General features: G+C 72.4%; 14 protein-coding genes. 7 read left to right on the top strand and 7 right to left on the bottom strand.

Translation table 11 applies throughout. The features are described 5' to 3' along the window. Nucleotides 1-70: 70 nt before the first annotated feature. From VMV22_00070 to VMV22_00055, 4 genes are all read left to right on the top strand, one after another. Nucleotides 71-1201, top strand: coding sequence for a hypothetical protein (locus VMV22_00070; protein ID HUY20711.1), 1131 nt, complete (start codon nucleotides 71-73; stop codon nucleotides 1199-1201). Next, nucleotides 1198-2340 (top strand): phosphotransferase family protein, encoded by a 1143-nt coding sequence (locus tag VMV22_00065; protein ID HUY20710.1) that lies wholly within the window; start codon nucleotides 1198-1200, stop codon nucleotides 2338-2340. Before VMV22_00070 ends, VMV22_00065 begins: the two co-directional genes overlap by 4 nt. Nucleotides 2341-2353: 13 nt before the next feature. Continuing rightward, entirely contained in the window at nucleotides 2354-3514 is a 1161-nt protein-coding gene (locus tag VMV22_00060) for a hypothetical protein (protein HUY20709.1), read from the top strand. Between the two features lie 394 nt (nucleotides 3515-3908). Then, entirely contained in the window at nucleotides 3909-4985 is a 1077-nt protein-coding gene (locus VMV22_00055) for a DUF3817 domain-containing protein (GenBank protein HUY20708.1), read from the top strand. Between the two features lie 40 nt (nucleotides 4986-5025). On the opposite strand, the gene VMV22_00050 is transcribed toward VMV22_00055, so the two are convergent. Next, nucleotides 5026-5331: a hypothetical protein gene (locus VMV22_00050; protein ID HUY20707.1), complete on the bottom strand. Its 306-nt coding sequence runs from the start codon at nucleotides 5329-5331 to the stop codon at nucleotides 5026-5028. A gap of 224 nt (nucleotides 5332-5555) precedes the next feature. Here VMV22_00050 and VMV22_00045 point away from each other — a divergent pair, with 224 nt between their 5' ends. Next, nucleotides 5556-6509 carry a zinc ABC transporter substrate-binding protein gene (locus tag VMV22_00045; protein HUY20706.1) on the top strand — a complete coding sequence of 318 codons (954 nt, stop codon included), beginning with the start codon at nucleotides 5556-5558 and terminating at the stop codon, nucleotides 6507-6509. Between the two features lie 66 nt (nucleotides 6510-6575). Beyond that, the gene (locus tag VMV22_00040) at nucleotides 6576-6800 is read left to right on the top strand and encodes a hypothetical protein (protein HUY20705.1); all 225 of its coding nucleotides are present in this window, start codon (nucleotides 6576-6578) and stop codon (nucleotides 6798-6800) included. A 67-nt stretch (nucleotides 6801-6867) separates the two neighbouring features. Here VMV22_00040 and VMV22_00035 read toward each other — a convergent pair whose 3' ends face one another. From VMV22_00035 to VMV22_00015, 5 genes are all read right to left on the bottom strand, one after another. Beyond that, on the bottom strand, nucleotides 6868-7395 hold the full coding sequence (locus tag VMV22_00035) for a MarR family transcriptional regulator (protein HUY20704.1): 528 nt from the start codon (nucleotides 7393-7395) through the stop codon (nucleotides 6868-6870). 80 nt (nucleotides 7396-7475) lie between these two features. Then, nucleotides 7476-7751, bottom strand: a complete 276-nt coding sequence (locus VMV22_00030; protein HUY20703.1) for an antibiotic biosynthesis monooxygenase — start codon at nucleotides 7749-7751, stop codon at nucleotides 7476-7478. 143 nt (nucleotides 7752-7894) lie between these two features. Continuing rightward, entirely contained in the window at nucleotides 7895-8785 is an 891-nt protein-coding gene (locus VMV22_00025) for an aldo/keto reductase (protein HUY20702.1), read from the bottom strand. Next, nucleotides 8761-9831 (bottom strand): hypothetical protein, encoded by a 1071-nt coding sequence (locus tag VMV22_00020; protein ID HUY20701.1) that lies wholly within the window; start codon nucleotides 9829-9831, stop codon nucleotides 8761-8763. The genes VMV22_00025 and VMV22_00020 overlap by 25 nt, the downstream gene beginning before the upstream one ends. Beyond that, entirely contained in the window at nucleotides 9828-10442 is a 615-nt protein-coding gene (locus tag VMV22_00015; protein HUY20700.1) for a hypothetical protein, read from the bottom strand. The genes VMV22_00020 and VMV22_00015 overlap by 4 nt, the downstream gene beginning before the upstream one ends. Before the next feature lie 553 nt (nucleotides 10443-10995). Here VMV22_00015 and VMV22_00010 point away from each other — a divergent pair. Next, nucleotides 10996-11901: a DMT family transporter gene (locus tag VMV22_00010; GenBank protein ID HUY20699.1), complete on the top strand. Its 906-nt coding sequence runs from the start codon at nucleotides 10996-10998 to the stop codon at nucleotides 11899-11901. A gap of 63 nt (nucleotides 11902-11964) precedes the next feature. On the opposite strand, the gene VMV22_00005 is transcribed toward VMV22_00010, so the two are convergent. Then, nucleotides 11965-12838 (bottom strand): amidohydrolase family protein (locus VMV22_00005; GenBank protein ID HUY20698.1); only part of this gene is annotated, 874 nt, incomplete at its 5' end.

The raw sequence follows: 12838 nt of genomic DNA, 5'->3' as shown, positions 1-12838 counted from the left end.
GGAGGCCCCGGTGCGCACGTGCCGGGGTCGACGCCACCGTAGAACGGACGTCCAGGGGGAGGCCGAACCAATGCCGGTGCCGCTCGACGAGTACCCCGTGCACCAGGTGCCGCTGTCGATGCAGCACGTGGGGACGAGCGACCGCAACGCCTATGACCGGTGCTACTTCAACGCACACGACCGGACGGGCGACATCTTCCTCGTCACCGGGCTGGGCGTGTACCCCAACCTCGGGGTCATCGACGCCTACGCCACCGTCCGGCGCGGCGACGAGCAGTACACGTTGCGCACGTCGGACGCCCTCGGCGACGATCGCATGGCGCAGGAGGTGGGCCCGTACCGGATCGAGGTGGTGGAGCCACTCGAGCGGATCCGTCTGGTGTGCGAGGGGGGCGACCACGGGGTGGGCTTCGACCTCGCCTGGACCGGCTCGTTCCCCGTGGTCGAGGAGCCCGCCCACGTCATGCGCCAGGGCGGTCGGATCATCCTCGACGCCATGCGCTTCGCCCAGGTCGGCACGTGGTCGGGCGTGCTGCGCGTGAACGGCGACGAGATCCCCGTGGGCGACGACCGCTGGGTGGGGACGCGGGACCGTTCGTGGGGCATCCGGCCCGTGGGCGAGCCCGAGCCGCCGGGGCGGGCCGCCGCCGAGCCCGACGAGGGCTTCGGCTTCTGGTGGACGTACGTGCCGCTGCGCTTCGACGACTTCGCCATCGTCGTGATCGCCCAGGAGGACGGGGACGGCACCCGCACGCTGAACGAGGCGGTCCGGGTCTTCCCGGCGTCCTCGGGCCGCCCCCCCGAGCAGCTGGGGTGGCCGGAGGTCGAGGTCCGCTACCGGCCCGGCACGCGTCACCCCGACGGTGCGGTGCTCCACATGCGCACGCGCGGCGGCAAGCCGCTCGAGCTCGAGGTCGACACCCTCGGATTCGTCGGCCTCAACTGCGGTCCCGGCTACGGGGGCGACCCCGACTGGTCACACGGGCAGTGGCGCGGGCGCGGCTGGACCGACGCCGTCGTCGTCGACATGCGGGACCCCGCCATCACCGGGCGGCTGCCCTTCGGCGTGGTCGACCACGTGGCGAGAGCGGTGTGCGACGGTGCCGAGGGCTGGGGGATGTTCGAGCACGGCACGTTCGGCCGTCACCTGCCGTCCGGTTTCACCGGATGGGAGTCGGTCGCACCCGGCGTGGCACCGTGAGTGACGCCGAGGAGGCCGTGGTCCGGCCCCGCACCTCGACGCGCGACCGCGACGAGCTGCACCGCCGACTGGTGGCCTGGCTGGCGGGCCGGGTCACCGATCCCCGGGTGTCGGAGCTCGTGGTGCCGGAGGGCAACGGCATGTCGAGCGAGACGCTGCTCTTCGAGGCCACCTGGCGCCGGGACAGCGGGCCGGGGGGCCCCGGCGAGCTGGTCACGCAGGCGTGCGCGGCACGGCTGAGCCCCGACCCCGCCGCCGTGCCGGTGTTCCCCGTCTACGACCTCGAGCGCCAGTTCCGGGTCATGCGCCTGGTGGGCGAGCGCACACGCGTCCCCGTCCCGCGCACCCTGTGGCTCGAGCTCGACACCACGGCCATCGGCTCGGCGTTCTTCGTGATGGAGCGCGTCGACGGTGTGGTCCCGCCCGACATCATGCCGTACCCGTTCGGCTCGTGGCTCTCCGAGGCGCCGCTCGCAGACCAGGAGCGCCTGCAGGACTCGTCGGTCCGCGTCCTGGCCGAGCTGCACGGCGCCGACGTCACCGCCGAGGACGTCGCCTTCCTCGAGCTCGACCGCCCCGGCGACACCGCGCTGCGCCGCCATCTGGCCGAGCAGCGCGCCTACTACGAGTGGGTGGTCGCCGACGGGGACCGCTCGCCGCTGATCGAACGGACCTTCGCCTGGCTCGAGGAGCACTGGCCGGCGGACGAGGGCGCGACCGTCATCAGCTGGGGCGACTCGCGCATCGGCAACGTCATGTACCGCGACTTCGAGCCCGTGGCCGTCCTCGACTGGGAGATGGTGGCCCTCGGCCCGCGTGAGATCGACCTGGGCTGGATGGTCTACCTGCACCGCTTCCTCGACGACATCGCCGTGCAGGCCGGGCTGCCGGGCATGCCGCACTTCATGCGCCTGGAGGACGTGGCCAGGGCGTACGAGGCGCATTCCGGCCACGAGCCGCGCCATCTGGACTTCTACACGATGTACGCGGCGCTCCGGCACGCCATCGTGATGAGCCGGGTGGCGCGCCGCCAGGTCCTCTTCGGCGAGATCGCCGTGCCCGACGACCCCGACGACATGATCATGCACCGGCCCACGCTCGAGGCGATGCTCGAGGGCCGGTACTGGGACCGGGTATGACGGGGTCCGACGCGTGACGAACCCCATCGGGCCCCTGGTGCCGGCCGACGAGGGGCTGTGCCACCAGATCACCGACACCTTCGCCGTGGTGGGCACGAGCGACCTGTCGTGGACGGAGAAGATCTGCGCCATGGCGGCCGCCACCGACGGCAGCCTGCAGCTCGGCTTCGGGCTCGGCAAGTACCCCAACCGCAACGTCATGGACGGGTACGCCGGCATCTCCCGGGGGGTGGAGCAACGCACGGTCCGCGCCAGCCGGCGGCTCGACTCGGCCCCGGCGACGACCGCCGCCGGCCCGATCCGCTACGAGGTCGTGGAGCCCCTGCGGTCGGTGCGCTTCGTCCTGGAGGCCAACGACACCCAGCCGATCGCCTTCGACTGGACGTTCGAGTCGATCGTCCCCCCGTCGCTGGAGGACCGCACCCACATGCGCCAGGGGGTCCGCGTGGGCTCGGACCTCGTGCGCTACCACCAGATCGGGCTGGCCTCGGGCTGGGTCGAGGTGGAGGGCGAGCGCACCGAGATCTCCCCCGATGCCTGGGTGTCGACGCGCGACCACTCGTGGGGTGTGCGCTACGACGTCGGGCTTCCCCCGCAGGACCTCGAGCCACGCGATGCGCTCGCCGGCCTGTCGTTCCGGATGATATGGAGCCCGATCGCCATGCAGCGGCCCGACGGCAGCCGCTACGGGCTGTTCATGCACTACCAGATCGTGTGCGGGCCGGGGTTCACCCACAAGCACGTGGTCATGGGGGGCGTCGAGCACCCCGACGGGACGGTGGAGCGCTTCGTCGACCTCGAGCCGGAGCTCGCCTTCGACCCCGCCAACCGGCGCCTGCGCGGCGGGCGCATCCACGCCATCACCGCCGACGGGGCCCGGCGCACCCTCGAGATCGAAGCCGTCGCCGACACCGGCTTCCACCTGGGTGCGGGCCTCTACTTCGGGCTCGACGGGCACCACCACGGCGAATGGCGCGGCGACCTGCTCGTCGACGGCGAACACGTCCCCGACTGCGCCGACCCGGCGACGGCCCGGCGGCTCCACCAGATCCGTGACACCGTCGTGCGCGTCGTGGACGCCACCGGCGGGGGCGAGGGGTTCGGCAACTGCCAACCGATCATCACCGGCGGAGACGACGCCCTGGGCCTGGCGGCCGACGACAGCTTCATGTAGTCGGGCCGGGTCGCGCGGCCGCCGAGCCCACACGACCCCGACCAGCGGGGGTGACTCCGGAGTGGCCCGGCGGCACCTGCCCGTCCATGGACCGCCATGTCGCCGAGGGGGACCCGACTGCCGACCCGGGCCGCGCCCACCACCATGCCGTTACCCGTGACGAGACCACCGACGTGCCCGTCGTGAGCCGAACACCACCCGCGTCGACCGGAGCCTGCGCCCACCGTAGGTCCGGCCGGTGACGCGTCGGAACGTGATCCCGGGCCCCGGACCGTGGACGGGCGCCCTCGCCCGGTCCGGGCGCTCGACAGCCCGTATGATCCGGGCACAGCCGACAGGCAGCAAGGCCGAAGTGATCGGCTGTGACGTTCGCGGAGGCCGGGTGAATACGAGCGTGGTCGATCGCCGGCTCCTCGTGCGGTACCGGGTGATGGCGTTCACGACCGCGTCCCTGCTGATCATCCTCGTCTTCGTCGGCATGCCGCTCCAGTTCGCGGCGGGGCATCCCGGGGTCGCCAACATCGTCGGCACGCTCCACGGCTTCCTGTACATCGTCTATCTCTACGCGGCCTTCGAGCTGACGCGACGGCTCGACGTCCCCAAGTGGCAGATGGCCCTGGTCCTGCTGGCGGGGACCGTGCCGTTCTGCGCATTCGTCGCGGAGCGGAAGGTGACGGAGCGCTTCGAGACCGTCAACGCCGGAGCCGGGCCCCCGGCCGGCACCACGGCGTACGGCTCACTGGCGGCCTACGCGGCTCGCGCCCGCAAGCGCTGGCTGTCGCGCCGGGCACTGGTGCTCCATCTCGAAGTGGCGATCATCGCCCCGGGGTGTGTCGCCGCCGGGTGGTGGCAGGCCACGAGAGCGCTGGCGGGGAACGGGCTCAGCTGGTTCTACTCCGTCGAATGGCCGGCCTTCGCGCTGGTCGCCATCGCCGGCTGGTGGTACCTCGTCCACGAAGATCCCGAGGCCTACAGAGCCCGCACGCAGCGTTCGTCCGCCCACCTGGAGGGCACCCCCGGTCATCGTGCGGCCAGGCCCGGGCGCGAGCAGCTCACGGTGGAGCGGAGCACGGGCCGGACGGCATCGAGGCTCGCATTGCTCGTGGGTGCCGAGTTCGCCCTCGGGATCGTGGCGTTGGTCTTCGTGCCCGCCGGGCGCCCCATCGGCCGGCTCCCGGCGATCCGGGAGGCGATCTATCTCGCCCACGCCATCCTCGGGCTGGTACTCACGCTCGGTGCCGTGGCGCTGCTCACCCGCGTGCGGAGATCCACGCGCCTGTCCCGGCTGAGCGGGTGGATCGGTGCCGTCGGCGTGGCCGTCGCCGGCGCCGGCGGCCTCTTCACGGTGGCCCAGCCGCTGAGGCTCGCCGGCCTGGCCCTCATGCTGGTCGGGCCCATCGTCGCCGGCTTCGGCTATCTGATCCCCACGTTCGAGCGGTTGGAGCCCACGCCCGTCGTCGAGGAGTGGTGACCGCAACGGCGGCCCGGGGTACCCGCCGCCCCGGGCGGGATCAGGGGATCCGCACGTCCCGGTGCAGCTCGGCAGACGCCCGCTCCTCGTCGGACAGGTCGGCGTCCTTGACGGGAGTGACCAAGGTCCAGTGCTTGCCGACCGGACAACGCTGCAGCCTCCACCAGCCGAGGCGGACCGCTTTGAACGACGCACCGGGGATCCAGATCGTCGTGAACAGGTGGCCGTCGCGGCAACGCACGACGACGTTGCCCCCCACCTTGTAGCCGAGGCGCCGGGCCACCAGGGTCGCCCCGACGAGGACCGGGACGGCGATCAGGAAACGGCGGCGACGGGCGGGCGACATGCCGCCATCGTGTCCCGCACCCGGTGCCGGGTCCAGGGGCTTTCGGCCCAACGGGCCGCGGGATCGGTCGACGGCCACCGCCAGCTCGCCCCTCGTCCCGGCGGTGCAGTGCCCGCCGGGTTGGGTACCTGCTTGTATTGAGAATCACTATCGTTTACGCTTCCTCGCCCGGGCCCCGGCGTGGCGGGGTCGTGCGCGAAGGAACTCGAAGGAAGCAGCAGACGATGGACCGAACCCCGTGCAGGGCCGGCGGCGACCGACGGCCGACACGGCCGGTCCTGGGCGCATGCTCGCTCCTCCTCGGTGTCGTCCTGGCCGCCTGCTCGACGGGCCCGGCGTCCCCGAGCCCGGGACCGAACGGCACGGTGTCGGTGGTGGCCGCCGAGAACTTCTGGGGGAGCATCGCCAAGCAGGTGGGCGGAAGCCGCGTCACGGTGACGAGCATCATCACCAACCCCAACTCCGATCCCCATGCCTACGAGCCCACCGCCCGGGACGGACGGACCGTCTCCACGGCGCAGTTGGTCATCGAGAACGGCATCGGGTACGACCCGTGGATGGACCGCCTCCTGGCGGCGACGGCCGCACCGGGCCGGTTCGAGCTCGATGTCGGGCGCCTCGTGGGCGTCCCCGACGGCGGGAACCCCCACCGGTGGTACGACCCGGACAACGTGCACAGCGTGATCGCCCAGATCGCAGCCGACTACATCCGGATCGACCCGAGGGACGCCGCCTACTTCCGGCGACAGCGCCAGAGGTTCGAGACACAGGGCCTCGCCCGGTACGACGGCCTGGTCCGAGACATCCGGGCGACGTACGCCGGCACCCCCATCGGGGCGTCCGAGAGCATCGTGACCCCCCTCGCGGACGCACTGGGGCTGCGCATGCTCACGCCCGAGTCCTTCCTGGACGCCATCAGCGAGGGGACCGAACCCACCGCCGCCGACAAGGCCACCATCGACAGGCAGATCCGACAGCGCCAGATCAAGATCTACGTCTACAACAGCCAGAACGCCACCCCGGACGTCACCGCCCAGGTGGACGAGGCCCGTGCACACGGCATCCCGGTCACCACCGTGACCGAGACGCTGGCCCCGGCGAGCGCCACGTTCGAGCAGTGGCAGGTGACAGAGCTCCGGGGCATCGAGGCGGCGCTGTCGCGGGCGACAGGGCACTGAACGCCGACGACCGCCTCTGCCGCCCACCGACACCCGGCCGGGGAAAACTTTCCTAAGGTCTGGGGCGTGCTCGACCCGGAGATCATCGGCATCGTGTGGCACGAGGCCGGAGAACACCTCTTCCTCCTCTATGCGGAGGGCGAGCCCGAGCGCCTGGTCGCCACGGAGGCCGTCGCCGCCCGCCTGGCGGCGGATATCGGGCTCGATGTCGAAGTGCGGTCCCACGGGGCCGTCCGATGGACCCGGCAGGGCTTGCAGGCCCCGCAGGCGGACGCCATCGGCCACGGCTGAGCAGCGTCGCACCGGCTGCCCTCGACGGGGCCCGCCCCCGAGGCAACGGCGGCGGCGGCGCCGGCGGTCAGCGGGCCCGGCGGGTGGGACGTACCCGGGTCGCCGAGCGGTCCGGGGGGTCGCCCTGCGCGGCCCGGGCGGCGGCCTGGATCTTGGCCACGAGGTCGAGCAGCCGCTTCTGCTCCTCCTTGGTGAGCGCGACGTCGATGATCGCCCGCTCCCGCTGGTGCAGCGACGGGAGCATCTCGTCGAGGATGGCGACGGCGTCGTCGGTGACGTCGACCCGGAGCTTGCGCCGGTCGTCGGGATGCGGCATCCGCCGCACGAGGCCCCGGCGTTCGAGCGTGTCGAGCATGGACGTCATGCTCCCCGACGTGATGAGGAGCCGTTCGGCGATGACTGTCGGCTCGAGCGGGCCGCCGGCTCCCTCGATGACGGCCAGCGCCATCTTCGCCGTCGCCGACAGGCGGTAGTCCTCCCATGCCTGTCGATTGTGCAGCCCGATGAGCAGGTCGCCGGTACGCACGATGTTGGCGTAGCACTCGGTGGCCATGCCGTCGGCCCCGGGGTACTCCGCCTCGAAGTCGTCACCCACCCGGATCATCGGTTCCGGGGCACGCCGACGAGGACGGCTCACGCCGTCCCCCCGACGCGTCGTCGACGATTGGGCGGGGCTCAGGCGCCCGCCTCTTCGTAGACCTCGATGCGGGGAGCGCCGACGATGCCACCCCGCCCCATGGCCGCGGGCAGCGACGGGTCGTCGCGAAAGGCATGGGCCGCGGCCAGGTCCGGCCAGTAGGTCAGCACCATGACCTCGTTCGGGTCCGTCTCGTCACGCAGGACCGAGTCGCCCGTGCAACCGTGCTCCTTGCGAACCGCTCCGTGCTCGTCGTAGACGACCTTCCACGCGTTGAAGTCGGCAACCCGGTGCCGCACCGCCACTGTGACCATGGGTTTCTCCTTGAGGTAAGGTAACTTGAAATCAAGTTACATGATCTCAAGGCCAGTGTCAACCCCTTTTGACGCGGGCGGGGCCGGCCTCGTCCCAGCGCCGGCCAGCCGGGCGCTCGCCCGGGTCGCTCAGGACGTCCCCGTCACCCGTGCTGCCAGAAGCGGCTCTGCAGGCTCACGATCCCCGGCAGGGCGGCACGGTCGAGGCGGCCGAGGTCGTCGTCGTCGATGCGCCAGCCCAGGGCGCCCGCGTTCTCCGATGCCTGGTGCGAGTTCTTGGCGCCCGGGATGGGGACCGCACCCTTGGCGATCACCCAGTTCAGCGCCACTTGGCCGGGCGTCTTGCCACCGTGCTTCTCACCGATGCGACGAAGCTCGGTGACGATGCCGTCGACGACCGCCATCGGATGCCGGGAGAACGTCCGCTTGCCGGGCGGGGGGTGGGCGGCCGAGTACTTGCCGGTCAGCCGCCCCTGGCCGATGGGCGAGTACGCGAGGGGCACGACTCCGAGCTCGGCGCACGCGGCCAGCAGGCCGCCGGTCTCCGGCGCCCGGCGGAGCAACGAGAATTCGATCTGGTTGGTGGCGAGCTGCATCCCGCGGGCGTCCAGCTCGGCGGCGATCGACCGCATCTCCTCGGCCGAATAGTTGGAGACGCCCACCGCTTTGACGAGGCCGGCGTGGTGCGCGGCGGCCAGGGCGTCGGCGAGCGCGGCGTGGGACCGGAGGCTGACCGGGCCGTGGATCTGGTACAGGTCGACAGCCGCACGGCCGAGGCGCCGCAGCGAGGCCCGCACGGACTTCATCAGGGCGTCCCGGACCTGCAGCTTCCACGGTGACGGCATGAACTTGGTGGCCACCACCGCCGATGCGGCCCGCCCCGGGTCGGCGGCCAGCAGTGCGCCGATGATCCGCTCGCTCTCGCCACCGCCGTACACCTCGGCGGTGTCGAAGAGCGTCACCCCTGCATCGATCGAGGCCTCCCATGCCTGCCTGATCGAATCACGGGTCAGGTCGGCGTCATAGCCCCCCATGCCCCAGGTGGCGCGGTCGCCCCAGGCCCAGGTCCCCACGCCGAGGTGCGGGATGGAGACGTCAGCGCCGGCGAGGGTACGGCGGTCGAGGGCCATGGGTGCACGGTACCCCTTCGTGCCCGTTCGGCCGGCGCCGTGTCGGGCCCGGACGGGAAGAGCGCCAGCGCGAACAGGACGAACAGGGGGCCGGCGTTGGGATCGGTGGCGATCCCCGTGACGATCCCTCCGAGCGACTGACCGAGCAACCAGAAGTCGAGCGACAGCGCCACGCCGGCGACGAGGAAGGGCGTCGGGCGACGCACGACGAGTGGCCCCGTCCCGATGGCGATCGACAGTGCGCCCAGCACGATCGACACGCCCACCCCGTCGCCGCGCAGGACCCCGGCCAGCCACGACTGCAGGTGCGCGAGCCACACCGGGCTCGACCCCGCCGCGCCCGCCAGCGCGCGGCTCACCGCGTCCGGCGCGTGGTTGGCGGGCAGCAGCCACAGCGCCGCCATGCCCGTCCACAGCGCGGCCCACAGGGCGCGGGCTCCGCGATCCCCGAGGAGCCCCGCCGCGGCAGCCGACACGTGTCGATCGGGGTCCCCGGCCGGGCGGCGCCGGGGCCACACGGCCACCCCGACCAGCGCGTAGAGCAGGGCCGCGCCGGGCGCGCCGGACAGCGGGGACGCCGTGCCGGTGAAGAGCATTCCGAGCCCCTCGCCGAAACACCAGACACCCGCCGACCAGGCGAAGGAGACGGCGAGTGCCGGGCGCACCGTCTCGCGTCGCAGCAGGCCGATCCCGATGAGCAGCTGCACCGCCGCGAACACCACGTTCGACGCGGCCGGGTGGACCGAGACCAGCCGCGCCATCTCCTCGACGGGCCACGCCACCACGCCGGGCTGGCCCCCGGCGGCAGGCCGGATGACCTGGTCGGCGAACGCCGGCCCGAACATCTTGGGCTGGAGCTGCAAGAGGCCGTCGAAGAGCCAGATGGTCCCGAGGCCGATCTGGACGGTCCGGGCACCGACGCGCAGGGCCCGGGGCGGCGAGCCACTCACGGCTGCCCGCCGGCGTCGATAGCGGCGTACGCCGATGGGGGAAGGTCCGCTTGGAATTGGTACTGGGCGGCCAGTTGCGGCGCGGTCCAGACGTGCAGCATGAAGTAGCTGGTGTTGCGCCGGGACCCGGTGGTACAGGTCCCGTCACCGGCGGCCTTGCCCACCAACCGGCCACCCGAGAAGCACAGGTTGTCGTGGGCGTGCCACTGGGTGAGCGACCCTCCGATGTCGGGCCCCGGGACGCACGGCGCCGGGCCGAGGAACATCGCACCGATCAGAACCGGGCCGTCGACCGTGTTGGCGAACATCAACGCGGACGGGTGGGAGGGGTCGAGGACGTCGCCGTGCTCGACGACCGACCGGTCGAGGTAATGGGTCATGGGCCCGCGCCGCGCCGAGATCGGCCCGTAGCCGTCGGCTTCGGCCGTCCGGACGTCGGCGTACGGCGCGATCCCCTGGTCGACGGCGGTGACGAGGTGGGTGGCCGCCGCTTGCTGGGCGGGGGTCGGTGACGACGACGGCACCGGGGCCATCACCATGCCGTCGGCCATCACGGTGGCGCCCCGGACGTTCGGGCAGATGGCGTGGCCGCCCGACGCCGGTGCGGCCATCGCTCCCGTCGACCCCGACCCTGCGGCGCCCGATCTCATCGCCGGCGACCCCGTTGCCGGCGACCCGCCTGGCGAAGCCTCAGAGGTGTGGACCGGGGCATTCACTGCACCGGCAACGGCCACGCCGCCGATGAGCAAAGCTCCCGCCATGGCCACCGACGCCACGCCCGACCACCACAGGCGCGTCGCAGTCCCGGCGCCGCTCCATCCTCGTCCCAGCCGTTCGGAAATTCCCTTCATGGTGCGCCTCCTCGTCCTCGCCCCCTGCGGGCACGGGTTCGAGGATCGGGCGGCGACGTGAGCGCGTTGTCACCACCCGGTTAGGAAACGGTGAGCCAGGCACGCGCCATCGCCATCTCGTCGGCGGGGGTGGACTCGTCGGGCCGCGGGACCCGCAGCGCCGGCGGGGCCTCGGGTCCCGATGGGCGCACCGGACCGGCCGCGGCATCGTGACCTGGAGCCATGCGAGGATGCGGCCCCGACGCCGCTCGAACGGTCAACCGTCGTCGGCGATGGGCGTGCCGGTGGCGTCGACCCCGTAGTGTCGGCTGCCGTGTTGTGGGGTTCGGTGGTGGCAGGCCACCACGCCGGTGGCGGGCTGGTGGGGGTCGTCGTGCTGTCGATGGCCAGCGCCGCCTCCTACGGCTTGGCCGCGGTGCTCCAGCACCGGGCGGCGGCCCGGGCCGCCCCCGAGCTCTCGATGCGCGCCGGGCTGCTCGTCCACCTCGCACGCCGGCCGATGTGGCTCGTCGGCAACGTCCTCGACGTCGTCGGGTACCTTCTGCAGTTCCTGGCGTTGCGACGGGGCTCGTTGACGCTCGTCGAGCCACTTCTGGTCTTGAGCCTGGTGTTCGCCCTCCCGGTGGCCGCCTGGCTCGACCACCGGCGGGTGTCGTTGTCCGAGCTGGCGTCGACGGGCCTCACGGCCGCCGGTCTCGCCCTGTTCCTCGGGGTGGCCCGCCCCGGCCTGGGCCATCCCCACGCGTCGGGGCCGGCGTGGGCGGTGCTGAGTGGCGTCATCGCAGCGGCGTGTGCGGTGATGGTCCTCGGGGCGCGGGGAGGGTCGCGCGCCCGGTCGGCTGTCCTCCTCGCCGCCGGGTCGGGGACGGCGTTCGGCTACGTCGCGGCCGTCACAGAGCGCACCGGGCACCTGCTCGACGCCGGCGTGGTGCACACCCTCGGCATGTGGGAGCCGTATGCGCTCGTCGTGGCGGCCGTCGCCGCCCTGCTGCTCACGCAGAGCGCCTTCCACGCGGGCGCCCTGCGCCTGTCGCTCCCCACCTTGACGGTGGCCCAACCGCTGGTCGCCGTGGCGATCGGTCTGGCGTTCTTCGGCGAGCACATCGACCGGCACGGCCTCGCGCCGGTCGCGGAGGCGCTGGGCCTGGTGATGGTGTCGGTCGGCGTGTTCGCGCTCGGGCGGTCGCCGGTGATCGGGACGGACCCGGCCGAGCCCTGACATCGCGCCCGGGGTCGACGTGCCGGTCCGGTGCGGTGCGGTGCGGTGCAGTGCGGTGCGCCGTCAGTGCCGCAGCGCCGGCGGCGGTGCGGCGACTGCCGAGAGCTCGTCCTTCACCCAGCGGCCGCCCTTCATGATGCCGAGGATGCGGTCGCGGTCCTGCATGATCGAGATGTCGGCACTCGGGTCACCGTCCACGACGAGCAGGTCGGCGAGCATCCCCGGCCGCACAGCCCCCAGGTCGCCCGGGCGCCCCATGAGCCGGGCACCGTTGACGGTGGCCCATCGCAGCACGTCGAGCGGGGGGATCCCCACAACGTCCACATAGAAGGCGAGCTCCTCCGCATAGATCCCGTGGGGGAACCCGGCGGCGCCGTAGTCGTCACCGAGGACGAGGCACACCCCGGCCGCATTGGCCTGCGGGACGATCGCCAGGGCGGCGTCGAGCTCGGCCCGAAGACCCTTGACGAACCCCACGTCCTCTCCCTTGAACGCGTCCCACAGCCGGAACCCGAAGAACATGCTGGGGACCACGGGCGTCCCCGAGGCGACCAGACGCTCGATGCACGACACATCCATCCCGTCGGCGTGGTCGATCACGTCGATCCCGAGGTCGAGCGCCATCAGGATGGCGTCCCGGTTGGCAATGTGGCCGCGTACCAGGGCACCGCGCAGGTGTGCGGCCTCGATGGCGGCACCCAGCTCCTCGGGCGTCATCTCGGTGTGCTCCGCCGGCTTGACCGTGCCGTGGCCACCGGTGACGAACATCTTGATGATGCGCGCCCCCTCCTTGATCTCCTGGCGCACGGCGCGGCGGAACTCGTCAGGGCCGTCACACAGGTGGACCGAGCCGGGCTCGGCCACCCGCCAGTACCAAGGGGCGACGTCGTTGGCGTGGCCGGTCGTGCTCAGGTCACGACTGGCCGGCACCAGGCGC

It is taken from the genome of Acidimicrobiales bacterium (assembly GCA_035531755.1).
GTDB lineage: Bacteria > Actinomycetota > Acidimicrobiia > Acidimicrobiales > UBA8190 > DATKSK01.
This window is presented reverse-complemented; position numbering and strand designations above follow the sequence as displayed.

Excerpts from the sequence above, each read along its gene's own strand:
- VMV22_00070 (HUY20711.1), top strand. The coding sequence starts at position 71 with ATGCCGGTGCCGCTCGACGAGTACCCCGTGCACCAGGTGCCGCTGTCG.
- VMV22_00050 (HUY20707.1), bottom strand. The coding sequence starts at position 5,331 with ATGTCGCCCGCCCGTCGCCGCCGTTTCCTGATCGCCGTCCCGGTCCTC.
- VMV22_00045 (HUY20706.1), top strand. The coding sequence starts at position 5,556 with ATGGACCGAACCCCGTGCAGGGCCGGCGGCGACCGACGGCCGACACGG.
- VMV22_00030 (HUY20703.1), bottom strand. The coding sequence starts at position 7,751 with ATGGTCACAGTGGCGGTGCGGCACCGGGTTGCCGACTTCAACGCGTGG.
- VMV22_00025 (HUY20702.1), bottom strand. The coding sequence starts at position 8,785 with ATGGGGGGCTATGACGCCGACCTGACCCGTGATTCGATCAGGCAGGCA.
- VMV22_00015 (HUY20700.1), bottom strand. The coding sequence starts at position 10,442 with ATGGCCGCACCGGCGTCGGGCGGCCACGCCATCTGCCCGAACGTCCGG.